We start from the raw sequence: 15,531 nt of genomic DNA on the forward strand, positions 1-15,531 counted from the left end.
GTTGAGACGGGCCGTTATTTATGGCATTGGTCACTCAAGTTCAGTTGATGAGTGTTCTCTAAGCACTGAATATAGGCTGTTAGAATAGATTTTCCAGAGCGCTGTTTTCTTGTTTTTCCTCTTGTACTTCACTGGTGGTGCCGTTGTTTAACGCCGGTGAATTGAGGTCACGTTTAGGTGGAACGTGGTCTTTGCGGAAAATCTCAAAAATGGCATTGTTTTGCCCCGGTAGCGCTCGCTCGCCTGTTTTAGGGTCAATACGAACGGTGACTAGACTCGAGGGTTTAGCGACGTAATCTGGTGGTGTGTCTTGTAGTGCATATCGCATGTACTCAATCCAAGGGGGTAAGGATACTGAACCACCCCATTCAGATCGCCCGCCACTGTAATGACCCAACGGCGAAGAGTTGTCGAAACCACTCCACACTGAGGTGACGATGTCGCCATTGAAGCCAGAGAACCAAGCATCACGTCCATCATTGGTGGTACCAGTTTTACCTGCAATGTCGTCACGTTTGAGAACTAAGGCACGTCGTCCAGTACCGTATTTAATGACATCACGCATCATGTCATAAATGATGTAGTTAACTTCAGGGTCTAATACTTGTGGTGCAACAGGTAAGCTATTGATGCCGTTTGCGTTATTAAAAAGACCCATTTGAGGTTCATCTTCGGAGTTTCTTTCTAATAGTGTGCAGGTTTCACAAACCGTCACTGGTGTGGCTTGGAAAAGCGTCTGACCATCGCGATCCACAACACGATCAATTAAATAAGGTTGTACTTGATAACCACCGTTCGAGAAGACCGCGTAACCCGCGGCAATTTGTAAAGGAGATAGGTTGGCACTGCCTAAAGACAAGGACAAGTTGTGTGGCAATTCATCAGGGTCAAAACCGAAACGTTTTAAAAAGTTCAGTGTCGGACGAATGCCGAGCTCGTCCAATAGTCGAACGGAGACAATGTTTTGTGAGCGATATAACGCTTGGCGTAAACGGGTTGGGCCATAAAATTTACCGCCATCATTGGTTGGGCGCCAAGCCGTTGCCAGATTGGTGTCATTGAATACCACAGGAGCATCGTTGATGATACTGGCGGCGGTATAACCACGAGCCAAAGCACTGCTGTAAATAAACGGTTTGAAGTTTGAGCCAGGTTGACGTTTCGACTGTGTGATGCGATTGAATTTGTTTTCGTAGAAATTAAAACCGCCGACCAAGGATTGGATTGCACCATTCTTGCTGTTTAATGAAATCAGCGCACTTTGTACGTCGGGCTTTTGGGCCAGTAACCAGCCTTGGTTGTCATCTGGTCGCAGACGAATGACATCGCCCGGCACTAATACGTCGGCCATGGTTTGTGGTGCAGGCCCTTGTTTATCAGCATCGAGGTAGGGTTTTGCCCATTTGACGGCGTCCCATGACAGCGTCACACGTTCACCATTGACCATGCGTACATCTGCGGTTTTCTCTTCTGTGGCAATGACCAAGGCCGCTTGCCAGTCTTTAAATCGGCTGACCTCTTCTAAGGCGGCTTGTTGTTCTTCAAGCGGCGCGTCGACTAGGTCGATACGTGTTTCAATCGAACCACGGTAGCCGTGGCGCATGTCGTAACCAATGACGCCATTATAAACGGCCTCATTTGCGGCTTTTTGACGACCAGAGTCTATGGTGGTGTATACCGTCATGCCATTATTGTAGAGATCATTGCCAAAGGTTGTGTATAGCTCAGAGCGCACCATTTCAGCAATGTAGCCAGCTTCAATATCCGGTGTGACACCATGGTTTTCAGCGGTGACAGGTGATTCTACAGCGGCTTCATAAGCTTGTTTGTTAATCATGCCAAGGGACAGCATACGCTGCAAAATCCAGTTTCTTCGGATTAAGGCGCGAGAAGGGTTAACAATGGGGTTGTATCGTGACGGGGCCTTTGGGAGACCGGCGATCATTGCAATTTGAGCGAGGTTCAGTTCGGATAAACTCTTGCCGTAATAGACTTGTGACGCCGCTTCAAAGCCGTAGGCACGTTTGCCCAGATAAATTTTATTGACGTAGAGTTCAAGAATTTCATGTTTGGTCAGTTCCCGTTCCATCTTCAAGGCAATGAAGATTTCGGTAAATTTACGGGTAAAGGTTTGTTCAAAAGACAAAAAGTAGTTACGGGCAACCTGCATGGTAATGGTACTGCCGCCACCTTGTTTTTGGCCTGTGGTGATCAGTTGCACAACGGCACGACCAAGGCCAAGAATATCAACACCGGGATGGTGGTAGAAGTTCGTGTCTTCAGCGGCCAAGATGGCGTGTTCAAGGTTGGCTGGGATGTCTGCATAGTTAATTGGGGAACGGCGCTGTTCACCAAATTCGCCAATCAATTGGTTGTCGGCGGTGTAAATGCGTAATGGGATCCGCAGCTCTATGTCTTTTAGTTCTTCCACTGTCGGAATACGATCTTTTACATTGTAATAAATCGCATAGGTGATACCAGCCGCACTAATTGCTCCTAATACACCGAGAAAAAAGAGAATTTTTAATACCTTAGCCATAGATAACCAATTGCCACTGGATGAAAAAGAACCATTATACCGAATATCTTCATAGAATTGGCGCTTAACTTTGCAGCAAAACGTGTTATCTTGAGAAAAAAGTTTGGTATGGATGCTGACCTTTGGTTCTTCATTAAAAATAACATCAAGGATGAAAAATGGCGCTCGCTTTAAATTATTCAATTGCTCTATTTTCAGGGCAGGCTTGTCAGCTTTTTCACTCTTCTGAATACCGTGAATTATTGCCGCTATTATCGTCCTCTGAGTCTTCAGCGCCATCGGCGGAAAGCATCAATGCGTGCTTACAAGGGGTTGATTTTGCCGCATTGGACTGTGCCTCAAGATTATTGATACTCATACCGGACGAATGGCTCAGTGTGACTCAGCATTGCTTGGATCATCCGGTTTCTGCTCGATTATTGCCTTTAGCTGCACTCAGTTTCGCGGTTGAATCGACTTACGCCACCCCCGACAATACCTTGTATGCATTTCAGCATAAAACGGCGTCAGCTCATGAGACACAACTCACCGTGTATGCTTGCTCAAAAAACTGGTCCGAGCCTTTATTTTCGGCGTTTCAACAGCAAGGACGACACTGCATTTTAGTCGCTTACAGTCAATTTAAAGACTTCTCATCTCGGTCTTGGTCTTATTGCACTAGCCAGCAAATCTCAGGCTATCGCCCAGAATATGAAAAGCAGCAAAGAGTGCGTCGCTGCTTATGGCTTGGCGTGATATTAAGCCTAATGATCCATGTCTTAGCAGTGGGGTTATATTGGTATCTTGAGCAGGCGGCTAAATCGGCGGACATGGCGTATCAGCAAGTGGTGGATGTGACCTCAAACTGGTCGCAAGACCAGCAGACGACGCCCTTTGTATTGACGGCTTTAAATATGGTGCAAAGCCTACCTGACCGTGTGAGGGTAGAGGCATTTTATGGACAGGATGAACAGGCAGAAATTCATTTTAGTCTGCCACAGACTATGTTGAAAAAGGTGATGGATAACTGGCGAAGCAAGCATCCTCATTGGCGTTGGAAAGTCGCACCACACTCGCTTTCAACCGTTGATCAAGAGGAGGTGGTGAATGTCTCAGTCCAAGTATTCCGCCATTAATATGTCGTTCCTACGTATGTTAAGTGGACGTTTAATATTGCTTATTTTGTGCCTGCAACTGGCGATCTGGTATCCGTTTTTATTCTCCGCGTATGACGACTGGAAACGAGAAGAGAAAAACTTAGCGAATGCTTGGCAACGCTGGCATAAGGTCCAACGGCAAGATGATCGTTTGTTGGCGATGTCATTGTCTGATTGGGCGTGGCTCGAGCAGACGGTCATTAATACGCGTAGTCGCTTGGTCACAGGTTGGCGACTCGAAGGGGTGGCGCACATGACTCAATGGCAACCTGTACTGGAAAGGGTGCAGGAAACGTTGGCCGTATCGGTAATGGGAGTGGATTGGCAGCGGCAAGTCGATGGGCGTTGGCAAGGCGTCATTGAATTGGATGTGCAATTTCCCGTGGCGAATCGAGCGTTTGAGAATTGGCTGCCAACGCCGTTTCGCCGCCCACATTTTAGTGCTCGAGATTGGCGCTTATTCTCCACAATGAAAAGTGCGGATCGACGTTCAGCTCTCGTACAATTTCGCCGCAAACAATATTGGCTTCAGGAAGGAAGCTGGGTACCCGAAGCGGGTGTTAGCGTGCTTTCTGTGTTAGCTGATCGCATTATTTTAGTCGCCAAGGATGGCTCACAATATAGACTATTGCTAACAACAAGGAGGTCAGAGGATGACAACTTGCTACAGGAGGTGGCTGATTAGCATAACAGGGCTGTGTTTCAGTAACCTGTGCTTATCATTGGATGTGTATTTTGAAAACAAGCCGTTACAGGAAGTGTTGCCTTGGTTAGCTGCTCAGCTAAATGAAAGCGTGGTGATTAGTCCTGACATTGACCGTAATCTCACCTTGTCCATTAAAGATGCCAGTTGGCAAGACGTATTAGCGGCCGTGGCTCGTCAACCTGGCATTAGTTTGCAATGGCAGTCTGAGGTAGCAGTATTGATTCCGGACCAAACCGTTGAACAAACCATGTCTGAACCATCTCTTTGTCAACGTTCATTTTGGCCTTTGAAACACGCCAAGGCGGAATCTATTAGTAAGCATTTACACACTCTTTATCCATCGGCTTCCATTGTGGTAGACCACAGAACGAATGCATTACTGGGGTATTATTGTACGCCATTGGAAGGGATAGAGGAGGTTCTGGCTTGGTTGGATTCACCATTAAAACAGATTGAAATCAGTGCTCAAATCGCTCAGGTCAGTCGATCGGCTCAGTCGCAATTTGGGGTTAACTGGCAAAGCACCTTGTCCCAAGGGGTACGCTCTTCTATTGGTGGTGCGATTGATCTTGGTGCGCTGGCACCCACGAGTGAATTTGATTTGTCGGCTAACGGCGCAAACAGCTTGTTGTCGTTAACGTTGGATATGCTGGAAAGCGAGGGCATGGCGAATGTGGTATCAAAGCCTAAAATCGTAACGTCGGCAGGCCAAGTCGCCAGAATTGAATCGGGGACAGAAATTCCGTACCAGACGGTGAGTGATGATACGGTCAGCGTATCGTTTCGACAGGCCGCACTCATGTTAGAAGTGACGCCTTATGTAAAACAAGATGACCACATTTTATTAGAATTGAGCATTCATCAGGATTCGGTTGGTGATCTGGTCAATGGGGTGCCGAGTTTGAAGACCAATCGATTAACTACCCAAGTCATGTTGAGAGATCAAGAAACACTGGTTTTAGGTGGTGTTTTTAGGGAAGAAAGCGTTACCACAGAAAGTCGAGTGCCTTTGTTGAGTTCTGTACCTTGGTTAGGTGAATTATTCAAAAGCCACTCAAAACAACAAGAAAAGGTTGAATTACTTGTATTTATTACGCCAAAACTGCTACAAATGACGGTAAACTAAGACCTATTCTTAATTGGCTTAATTTCTGTGTAACAAAATACAATGATAAATGCCCCCAATATTATTTTAGTAGGCCCAATGGGCGCTGGAAAAACAACAATAGGCCGTTTGATTTCACAATCGATGGGCAAAGAGTTTTACGACCTAGACAAAGTCATAGAAGACAATGCAGGTGCCGATATACCATGGATTTTTGAACGCGAAGGGGAAGAAGGGTTTCGTAGAAGAGAAACACAGGCGCTTTCAAACATGGTTCAATCAGATACACACAATACTGTCCTCGCGACGGGTGGCGGTATTGTCATGCGACCAGAGAATCGCGATATTTTGCAGCAAGATGGCTTGGTGGTGTACTTATATGCATCGGTATCGCAGCAGCTTTATCGAACCTCGAAAAGCTCTCATCGTCCTCTGTTGCAAACGGGTGACCCTAAAGCAACGTTGAAAAAATTATTCGAAGTGCGCGATCCTCTTTATCGAGACGTGGCGACCTTAGTGATCGAAACCGATGCTCGTCATCCCAAAGCCGTTGCCAATAAAGTATTAGACGCCATCAAGCGTTATTTAACATCGGAGGATAGCCAATCCTAATGCGTACTTTAACTGTGGATCTTGGTGATCGTAGTTACCCTATTTACATCGGCAGTGGAATTCGCCAACAAAAGGCGCTGTTTGATGAAGCCATTCATGGCAAACAAGTCATGATAGTGACTAATGAGACCGTAGCGGCTATTTATTTAGATGCTATGGTCTCCATGCTGTCTGTGGATTATCAGGTTGATACTTGTATTTTACCGGACGGAGAAGCTTATAAAACGCTGGATACTTATGGCTTGATTATGTCTTCTTTGTTGCAAGCTAGACACAATCGGACAACGACGATTATTGCTTTAGGTGGTGGGGTTGTCGGAGACATGGCTGGGTTTGCCGCCGCGACGTATCAGCGAGGAGTGCCATTTATTCAAGTGCCGACGACCTTGTTGTCTCAGGTTGATTCTTCAGTGGGCGGTAAAACGGGTGTGAATCATCCGTTGGGTAAAAACATGATTGGTGCTTTTTATCAGCCACAAGCGGTCATTATTGATATTGATTCGTTGGCGACCTTACCGCCGCGTGAACTGTCGGCGGGCATGGCGGAAGTCATTAAATATGGTTTGATCTGTGATGCGGAGTTTTTCGATTGGTTAGAGCTTGAAATGACCGACTTGATGGCGCTTGAATCGAATAAGATTACGGAAGCCATTTATCGATCTTGTTTGGCGAAAGCCAATGTTGTTGCCCAAGACGAGCGAGAAGGCGGTATTCGTGCGATTTTGAATCTGGGTCACACCTTTGGTCACGCGATTGAAGCTGAACTGGGTTACGGTAAATGGTTACACGGTGAAGCGGTTGCAGCAGGTTGTGTGTTGGCGGTGGATCTATCATGGCGCATGGGACAGTTAAGCGAACAAGATGTTAATCGTTCTGTGGCTTTGTTTGAGGCGGCCAAGTTACCCGTGTTGCCACCACAGGAAATGACCTTAGAAAGCTTTGTTGAGCGTATGGCGTTAGATAAGAAAGTGTTGGATGGCAGCTTGCGTTTGGTCTTACTCGCATCACTGGGTGAAGCCATGGTAACGTCGGATTTTCCAATAGACGCTTTTGACGCCTGTATTTTGGATGCGCTTGAAGTCGGTAAACAAGCCAGTTTGGCATAATATTCGTTGGTGATGTCTTAGAAGGAAGGATATGTCTCAGCCAGAGTTTCAGTTTGATCTCGAGGAAGCCTTGAATCAGCCCTCTAAAGGGCCGCTGAGGGATCCTTTTGGTTCGAAGGATGCGTCTGTCTACTTTGCTTCGGAAGAAGGTAATCAACAACTGGCTTTGCTGGAACATTTAAGTCGCTATAGTAATTTACTTTCTGTCGTGCAAGGTCCAGAAGGCAGTGGTAAAAGTCGTTTCTTGATGGAATTTGCTCGCCATCAAGATGAGATGACGGTGATGAGTCATGTGAAAGCCAGCATGTTAATGACCGCCGGACAATTATTACAAGCGATCTACGCTGGCTTTTCTGGTCAGTTCACCCAACCACCCAATGAAGCCACATTTGGCCCTTTGCTTAAGTTTGCTCATGAGCTAGAGGATAAAGGTCAAGCCGCATTAGTCTTGATTGATAATGCTCAAGAGCTGAATACCGATGCGGTGAGTATGTTGTTGGATATGATGTCCTTAGCGACGGAAAATCAAACTGTACCGCATATTGTGCTGTTTAGTGCTCATTCTTTAGGGCGTAATTTGGATGCTTATCAACGTTCTCGTTATGAACAATTGAGTCATTCTTTTAGTCTTGCGCCTTATTCATTAGAGCAAACCAGAGCCTACATGCTGCATCGAGTTCGTGCGGTTGGCGGTGGTATTAACCTACCATTTACGGATAAGCAGATTAAGCAAATTCATCAGGAATCAGGTGGTTATCCGGGCCGCATTAATGAAATTGCTCAGCGTTTGATGGGAAAAGGAAACAAAACTAAGGCGGGAAAAGGTTTTAGTTTGAGTATGGGCTTCCCATTGGCTCACATGGCGTTATTGTCGATTGTCATGTTGGGTATTTTAGTGGCGGTATTGTTTTCGGATAAAACGGAAGACACATCAAATGACCGCACTGCGAACGTCATTCCGTTAAGTCCAAGGCAGGGACAATCTTCTGAAGAAACCATTGCTCGTATTGATGCCATGCAACGACAGATAGGTCAACAAGGACAAGTGGTTTTGCCACCGATCCCTGAAGGCGCATCGTTACCAGCTATTAGCATGTCTAAAAGTAATGAGGTCCGTTCAGAGTCTGTCGCGCCAAGTATTGAGACGGCACCAATTCGGTTGGAAGCGCCCATTCGAGCAGAAGCGCCTATGTTGGCTGAATCACCTGACATAACCGAGCCAAAACCCGTTGCGCCGAAAACGGAAGAGACTGTGGTCAATACGCCAGACGATGTGTTCAATAAAACTCAGTGGTGGTTATCGCAAAACCCGAACCGCTATACTCTTCAGTTATTAGGGACTCACAATCAGCAAACCGTAAAAGACTTTATTCGAGATCAAGGTGGTATTGATGCCTTTGGTTACTTTAAAGCTCAGCATAATGGCCGTGATTGGTTTGTGGTTGTGTATGGTTTGTATCGAAATCGCAGTGAAGCCATTGCCGCCGCGGAAACGCTACCGAGTGATTTACGTACCTTGAATCCGTGGGCGAGAAGCGCTCGGGGCATTCAGGATGATATCCGCAAGGCACAATAAAACCGCATTATAATCTTCTCTCAGATAAGAAAAACTCATCGAAAAATGCTGTCGGATGCGTTTTTCTGTGGGTCATTCGTGAAAAAAAATCACAATTTAGTAAAAATAACTGTATTTCTCTAAAAAACGTGAATGAACAGAGGAATTTTCTGTTTGCAAAAACTCCTGCCATAGATAATTCTCTATCGCCCTCTAAATTGCCTCAAATTACCCTATAAAAAGCCCTAAAATAACAGAATGCAGGGCAGCTCGAGTTTGAGTCACTGACTTCCACGAGGTAGTATGAGCCTCCATTTCGGTGGCTTTTTGGGTAAATAGTAGTCATTATCAAAACACTTTTCTAATAATAGAATCACTTTTAACCCCGCCACCAGATAGACGATTCGACATCTTATTTTTTTATGTTTCAACTGTGGGAGTTGGTGTATGAATGCAGGCCTTTATCGTCCTGGCGAGTTCAAAGACAACTGCGGCTTCGGCTTAATTGCACATATGGAAGGCAGTACCAGTCATGAACTGCTAAAAACCGCCATTGAATCTTTGACATGTATGACGCACCGCGGCGGTATCGCTGCAGATGGGAAAACGGGCGACGGTTGTGGCCTATTGATTCAAAAGCCTGATGCGTTTTTACGTGCAGAAGCTGCGACCTTGTTTAACCATACGCTTTCGGACTTGTATGGCATTGGTATGGTCTTTTTAGATCAGGACCTAGCACTAGCAGAAGAACAGCGTGTTCGCGTGACGAAAGAACTAGAAGATCAAGGTCTTAAAGTCGTTGGTTGGCGTGAAGTGCCAACGGATCCTTCTTGCCTTGGTAGCATCGCATTAGATTGCTTGCCGCGTATTGAGCAAGTCTTCATTGATAGCAATCGTATGGATGCACGTACGTTTGCTACCCGTTTGTTTGTGGCACGTCGTCAAGCCGAAATTGCGTTGGCACAGTATGAGAATTTTTACATCTGTTCTTTGTCTGACAAGGTTTTGTCTTACAAAGGTCTGATGATGCCAGTTGACTTACCGTCTTTTTACAAAGACCTTGGTAATGAAAAACTGAAAACCGCTATTTGTGTGTTCCACCAACGTTTCTCAACCAACACGTTACCTCGTTGGCCATTGGCGCAGCCTTTCCGTATGTTGGCGCACAATGGTGAGATCAACACCATTGAAGGTAACCGTAACTGGGCATTGGCACGTGGTAGCAAATTGCGTTCACCTTTGATTCCAGAGTTACAGGACTTGCAACCTTTGGTTAACCTGACGGGTTCTGACTCTTCCTCTATGGATAACATGTTGGAAATACTCGTCACTGGTGGCATGGACATCTTCCGTGCCGCGCGTTTGATTATTCCACCTGCATGGCAAAATGTTGAAAACATGGACCCAGAGTTACGTGCTTTTTACGAGTATAACTCGATGCACATGGAACCATGGGATGGCCCGGCCGGTTTGGTAATGACTGATGGTCGTCATGCTATCTGTATGTTGGACCGTAATGGTTTGCGTCCTTCTCGTTGGGTGATCACTAAAAATGGTTTCATCACCTTGGCGTCTGAAATTGGTACTTATGACTATAAGTCAGAAGATGTGGTGGCGAAAGGCCGTGTTGGACCAGGACAGATGCTGGTGGTAGACACGCAAACCGGTAAAGTGCTGCACACAGACGATATTGATAACCGTCTTAAAGCATTGCACCCATACAAAAAATGGTTGAAGCAAGAAGCCATTCGAATTGAAACCATTTTGGTGGAGTCGTCTCAGGAATTCGAACCTTTTACTAAAGATGAGATGACGACGTATCAGAAGATGTTCCAAGTGTCTTTTGAGGAGCGTGAACAAATCTTCCGTCCGCTGGCTGAAAGTGGTCATGAAGCCGTTGGTTCGATGGGTGATGATACGCCTATGGCGGTGATGTCCAGTCAAACTCGTCCAGTGAGTGACTACTTCCGTCAGAAGTTTGCTCAGGTGACCAACCCACCAATTGATCCACTGCGTGAATCCATTGTGATGTCGTTGGAAACGTGTGTTGGTGTAGAGCGTAACCTGTTCGAAGAAACACCAAAGCATGCGAATCGTATTATCTTATCGTCGCCACTGTTGTCGCCTCGTAAATTTAGCCGTCTACTGGCGATGAACGATCACAAATTCCGTTTAGTGCGTTTGGACACGAATTACGATCCAGCTGAAGCGTCTTTAGAAGAGTCTATCAAGGCTCTGCAATTAAAAGCAGAACAAGAAGTGCGTGATGGTGCCGTGATTCTGGTGCTAACGGATCGTGATTTGGCGAAGAGTCGCTTGCCGATTCCAGCGCCAATGGCCGTCGGTGCGGTTCATCACCACTTAACCAAAGTGGGTTTGCGTTGTGATTCCAACATCATTGCTGACACAGGTTTTGCTCGCGATCCTCATCAATTTGCTGTGTTGTTAGGTTTTGGTGCGACGGCGGTTTATCCGTATCTTTCATACCGTTTGATTAACGACATGATTGATAAAGGCGAAGTGTTGGGTGACCCCATTGCTTGTCATGCGAAATACCGTAAGGGCATCAACAAAGGCCTGATGAAAATCCTATCAAAAATGGGTATTTCAACCATGGCATCTTACCGTGGTGCGCAATTATTCGAAGCGGTTGGTTTGGCAACAGAGGTTATCGATCTCTGTTTCAAAGGGGTTGCGAGTCGCATTGAAGGCGCAAGCTTCATTGATTTCCAACGCGAGCAAGCGTCAGTGGCAAATAACGCCTGGAAACTTCGTAAGCCGATTCAGCAAGGTGGTTACCTAAAATATGTACACGATGCGGAATATCATGCGTTTAATCCGGATGTGGTACGTAACCTACAAACCGCGGTAGGCAGTGGTAATTTTGCTGACTTTAGTAAGTACACCGAATTGGTAAACAGCCGCCCAGCGTCTATGTTGCGAGACTTGTTTGCGATTTCAGATAACGCGACGCCGATTGAACTGGATCAGGTTGAGCCGATTGAAAGCATATTGCCGCGTTTTGACTCAGCCGGTATGTCACTTGGTGCTTTGTCACCAGAGGCGCATGAAGCCTTAGCACAAGCAATGAATGAGCTCGGTTGTCGTTCAAACTCAGGTGAGGGTGGTGAAGATCCTGCTCGTCACGGTACAGAACGTCGCTCCAAAATCAAACAGATTGCGTCGGGTCGTTTTGGTGTAACACCAGAATACTTGGTCAATGCTGAAGTGCTGCAAATTAAGGTAGCGCAAGGTGCGAAACCGGGCGAAGGTGGTCAGCTACCTGGTGGTAAGGTAAATGGCTTGATCGCTCGCTTGCGTTATGCGGTTCCGGGTGTGACCTTGATTTCACCACCGCCGCACCATGATATTTATTCGATCGAGGATTTGGCTCAGCTGATTTTCGACTTGAAACAAGTTAACCCTGATGCTTTGGTTTCTGTGAAGCTTGTGTCTGAACCGGGTGTGGGCACGATCGCTGCTGGTGTGGCGAAAGCCTATGCAGATTTGATCACCATCTCTGGTTACGACGGTGGTACGGCTGCGTCTCCGATTACCTCGATTCGTCATGCGGGTTCACCTTGGGAGCTTGGTTTAGCGGAAGCGCAACAAGCCCTTCGTGCCAATGATTTGCGTGGCAAGATTCGTCTCCAAACGGATGGTGGTTTGAAAACCGGTTTGGACGTGGTGAAAGCCGCTATCCTTGGTGCTGAGAGTTTTGGTTTCGGTACCACGCCAATGGTGGCCATGGGTTGTAAGTTCTTGCGTATTTGTCACTTGAATAACTGTGCAACTGGTGTGGCGACTCAGGATCAGAAATTACGCGATGATCACTTCCTCGGCACAGTGGAAATGATCAAAAATTTCTTCCGCTTTATGGCCGAAGATACGCGTTTGTGGTTAGCGAAATTAGGTGTTTCAAACCTACAAGACCTAATCGGCCGTACGGATTTGTTGAGCCTGCTACCAGGTGAAACTGAAAAACAACAGAATCTAGACTTGTCTCCGATTCTGAATAACGATGCGATTCCAGCGGACAAACCACAGTACTGTGAAGTACCGTTGAACCCGCCACATGATAAAGGCCTATTGGCCCTGAAAATGTGGGATACCGTGCAAGACGTGGTAGAAGAAAAAGAAGGTGGTGAGTTTGCCTTTGATGTGACCAACTGTGACCGTTCTATCGGTGCACGTTTGTCTGGTGAAATTGCTAAACGTTATGGCAACCAAGGCATGGCAGATACACCGTTGACCTTAAAATTAACCGGTACGGCGGGGCAAAGTTTCGGTGTTTGGAACGCCGGTGGTTTGAATATGTACTTAGAAGGCGATGCTAACGATTACGTTGGTAAAGGCATGACTGGCGGTAAGTTGGTTATTCGTCCACCTCGTGGTTCGATGTTTGAATCGCAAGATTCGGCCATTATCGGTAACACCTGTTTGTACGGCGCTACAGGCGGCAAACTATTCGCCGCTGGAACCGCCGGTGAACGTTTTGCTGTCCGTAACTCTGGTACTCATACGGTTATCGAAGGGGCTGGTGATCACTGTTGTGAATACATGACGGGCGGAATGGTAACGGTACTGGGTAATACGGGATACAACTTCGGTGCCGGTATGACTGGTGGCTTTGCTTACGTATTGGACATGGACCGCACCTTTGTTGATAAGTACAACCATGAGTTGGTGGAGATTCACCGCATTGGTACGGAATTAACAGAAGAGTACCGTTCGCACCTTCGTTCTGTAATCGAAGAGTATGTTCGTGAAACTGACAGCGAGTGGGGTAAAGAAATTCTAGAGAATTTCTATGACTACATTGGCAAATTCTGGCTGGTAAAACCGAAAGCCGCGAGTTTAGGGGCGTTGTTGGCCAGTACTCGTCAACGTCCAGAATAAAACACGCTGTCATGGCACGTCATTTTTTGCACCATGTGCCATGAATGAATTTGATTTGACCCATTTGAGAGAAGTGCCGCTTGCGAGCAAGCGGCCACAGGAGATAGCAGCTTATGTCTGAGCGCTTGAACAATGCATTTCAATTCGTCGAAGTTGATCGTCAGGATCCAAAGAAGAAGCCTTTAATCACTCGTAAGGCTCAGTTCGTCGAAATTTATAAACCGTTTGAAGAGCCAAACGCAAAAGATCAGGCTCACCGTTGCCTAGAATGTGGTAACCCATATTGTGAATGGAAATGCCCTGTTCACAACTACATTCCGAATTGGCTGAAACTGGTCAGTGAAGGCAATATTTTGGAAGCTGCTGAATTAAGCCACCAAACGAACTCTTTACCAGAAGTGTGTGGTCGTGTGTGCCCACAAGATCGTCTTTGTGAAGGGGCTTGTACACTGGGTGAAGGTGGTTTTGGCGCGGTAACCATTGGTTCAGTTGAAAAATACATTACGGATACGGCGTTTGCTTTAGGTTGGCGTCCAGATATGTCAAAAGTCGTGCCGGTGAATAAGACGGTCGCGATTGTTGGGGCTGGCCCTGCCGGCTTAGCCTGTGCTGACGTGCTAGTGCGTAACGGTATCAAGCCAGTAGTATTTGATAAATACCCTGAAATCGGTGGTTTGCTGACCTTTGGTATCCCTGAATTCAAGCTTGAGAAGAGCGTCATGACGCGTCGTCGTGAAGTCTTTGAAGAAATGGGCGTGGAATTCGTATTGGGTACCTCTGTGGGTGACGATGTGCCGTTTGAACATGTGTTAGAAGAGTACGATGCGGTCTTTTTAGGCATGGGGACTTACAAGTACATGAAAGGTGGATTCCCAGGTGAAGACCTGCCTGGTGTGTACGACGCTTTGGATTATTTGGTTTCCAATGTGAATCATTGCTTAGAGCTAGAAGAAGACGAAGCGGATTACATCAACCTGAAAGGTAAGAAGGTTGTCGTTTTGGGTGGTGGTGATACCGCGATGGACTGTAACCGTACCGCGATCCGTCAAGGGGCGAAAAGCGTCACTTGTGCCTATCGTCGTGACCGTGAAAACATGCCGGGCTCTCGTAAAGAAGTGACTAACGCCAAAGAAGAAGGCGTGCAGTTCTTATTTAACCGTCAGCCAGTGGAAATCATTGGTGATGGTAAAGTAGAAGGCATCAAGGTTGTTGAAACTCAGATGGGTGAGCCGGATGAAAATGGTCGCCGCAGCGCTGAAATCATCGAAGGCAGTGAGCAGGTGATTCCTGCGGATACGGTATTGGTGGCTTTTGGTTTCCAAGCGAGTCCAGCACCATGGTTCGAAAAATTTGGCATCGAAACCGATTCACGAGGCCGAGTGCTTGCACCGAAAAAAGGTCAGTTTATGTTCCAAACGACCAACGAAAAAATCTTCGCGGGTGGTGATATGGTTCGCGGTTCTGATTTGGTCGTCACAGCGATTGATGAAGGTCGTAAAGCGGCGGAAGGCATCATGGACTACCTAGATGTGTAATATGCCAGAAACACGCTGAATTGAAGCAGAGTGTTTTTGATTGACATAAAATGCCAACTTAATTTGTTTAAGTTGGCATTTTTTATGGCTTAAAACATCTAAAATAGAGAGAGCGTCGTATCTACTAAAACGACGCACAAAGAGGATGACTATGTTTAGTTTCTTGAAAGCCGATCCAAAGAAAAAGCTCAACAAAGAGTATGGCGAATTGCTTGAAAAAGCCATGCAGGCTCAGCGTGGCGGCGACATACGCTTGTATTCTGAGTTAACGGAAAAAGCCGAAGCCGTGAAGGCTAAGATGGATGCCTTGTCCGCCTCCACCTAAACCATTCAACCAA

The 15,531-nt window shown here is 46.5% G+C and carries 10 protein-coding genes; 9 read left to right on the forward strand and 1 reads right to left on the reverse strand.

Features of this window, described 5'->3' with window-relative positions; all coding sequences use genetic code 11:
* Nucleotides 1-79: 79 nt before the first annotated feature.
* Nucleotides 80-2,539 carry a penicillin-binding protein 1A gene (locus OA79_RS12735; RefSeq protein WP_063333616.1) on the reverse strand — a complete coding sequence of 820 codons (2,460 nt, stop codon included), beginning with the start codon at nt 2,537-2,539 and terminating at the stop codon, nt 80-82.
* A 158-nt stretch (nt 2,540-2,697) separates the two neighbouring features.
* On the opposite strand from OA79_RS12735, the gene OA79_RS12740 reads away from it, so the two are divergent.
* From OA79_RS12740 to OA79_RS18240, 9 genes are all read left to right on the forward strand, one after another.
* Nucleotides 2,698-3,654: a hypothetical protein gene (locus tag OA79_RS12740; RefSeq protein ID WP_063333617.1), complete on the forward strand. Its 957-nt coding sequence runs from the start codon at nt 2,698-2,700 to the stop codon at nt 3,652-3,654.
* Nucleotides 3,626-4,360, forward strand: coding sequence for a hypothetical protein (locus OA79_RS12745; RefSeq protein WP_063333618.1), 735 nt, complete (start codon nt 3,626-3,628; stop codon nt 4,358-4,360). Before OA79_RS12740 ends, OA79_RS12745 begins: the two co-directional genes overlap by 29 nt.
* Nucleotides 4,329-5,507, forward strand: coding sequence for a type II and III secretion system protein (locus OA79_RS12750; protein ID WP_063333619.1), 1,179 nt, complete (start codon nt 4,329-4,331; stop codon nt 5,505-5,507). The genes OA79_RS12745 and OA79_RS12750 overlap by 32 nt, the downstream gene beginning before the upstream one ends.
* A gap of 42 nt (nt 5,508-5,549) precedes the next feature.
* Entirely contained in the window at nt 5,550-6,098 is a 549-nt protein-coding gene (locus OA79_RS12755; protein WP_063333620.1) for a shikimate kinase, read from the forward strand.
* Entirely contained in the window at nt 6,098-7,204 is a 1,107-nt protein-coding gene (gene aroB, locus OA79_RS12760; RefSeq protein WP_063333621.1) for a 3-dehydroquinate synthase, read from the forward strand. The genes OA79_RS12755 and aroB overlap by 1 nt, the downstream gene beginning before the upstream one ends.
* A gap of 31 nt (nt 7,205-7,235) precedes the next feature.
* A complete protein-coding gene (locus tag OA79_RS12765; RefSeq protein WP_063333622.1) occupies nt 7,236-8,780 on the forward strand; it encodes an SPOR domain-containing protein in 1,545 nt (514 codons plus the stop codon).
* 426 nt (nt 8,781-9,206) lie between these two features.
* Nucleotides 9,207-13,658 (forward strand): glutamate synthase large subunit, encoded by a 4,452-nt coding sequence (gene gltB, locus OA79_RS12770; protein ID WP_063333623.1) that lies wholly within the window; start codon nt 9,207-9,209, stop codon nt 13,656-13,658.
* A gap of 113 nt (nt 13,659-13,771) precedes the next feature.
* Nucleotides 13,772-15,193, forward strand: coding sequence for an FAD-dependent oxidoreductase (locus tag OA79_RS12775; protein ID WP_063333624.1), 1,422 nt, complete (start codon nt 13,772-13,774; stop codon nt 15,191-15,193).
* Nucleotides 15,194-15,344: 151 nt separating this feature from the next.
* Nucleotides 15,345-15,518, forward strand: a complete 174-nt coding sequence (locus OA79_RS18240; protein WP_156486267.1) for a DUF6435 family protein — start codon at nt 15,345-15,347, stop codon at nt 15,516-15,518.
* Nucleotides 15,519-15,531: the final 13 nt, after the last annotated feature.

This window comes from Marinomonas sp. TW1 (assembly GCF_001625355.1).
Lineage (GTDB): Bacteria > Pseudomonadota > Gammaproteobacteria > Pseudomonadales > Marinomonadaceae > Marinomonas.

What these genes read in the sequence shown, in the direction of transcription:
- OA79_RS18240 (WP_156486267.1), top strand. Translation starts at nt 15,345, where the DNA reads ATGTTTAGTTTCTTGAAAGCCGATCCAAAGAAAAAGCTCAACAAAGAG.
- OA79_RS12750 (WP_063333619.1), top strand. Translation starts at nt 4,329, where the DNA reads ATGACAACTTGCTACAGGAGGTGGCTGATTAGCATAACAGGGCTGTGT.
- OA79_RS12740 (WP_063333617.1), top strand. Translation starts at nt 2,698, where the DNA reads ATGGCGCTCGCTTTAAATTATTCAATTGCTCTATTTTCAGGGCAGGCT.
- aroB (WP_063333621.1), top strand. Translation starts at nt 6,098, where the DNA reads ATGCGTACTTTAACTGTGGATCTTGGTGATCGTAGTTACCCTATTTAC.
- OA79_RS12755 (WP_063333620.1), top strand. Translation starts at nt 5,550, where the DNA reads ATGATAAATGCCCCCAATATTATTTTAGTAGGCCCAATGGGCGCTGGA.
- OA79_RS12775 (WP_063333624.1), top strand. Translation starts at nt 13,772, where the DNA reads ATGTCTGAGCGCTTGAACAATGCATTTCAATTCGTCGAAGTTGATCGT.
- gltB (WP_063333623.1), top strand. Translation starts at nt 9,207, where the DNA reads ATGAATGCAGGCCTTTATCGTCCTGGCGAGTTCAAAGACAACTGCGGC.
- OA79_RS12765 (WP_063333622.1), top strand. Translation starts at nt 7,236, where the DNA reads ATGTCTCAGCCAGAGTTTCAGTTTGATCTCGAGGAAGCCTTGAATCAG.
- OA79_RS12745 (WP_063333618.1), top strand. Translation starts at nt 3,626, where the DNA reads ATGTCTCAGTCCAAGTATTCCGCCATTAATATGTCGTTCCTACGTATG.
- OA79_RS12735 (WP_063333616.1), bottom strand. Translation starts at nt 2,539, where the DNA reads ATGGCTAAGGTATTAAAAATTCTCTTTTTTCTCGGTGTATTAGGAGCA.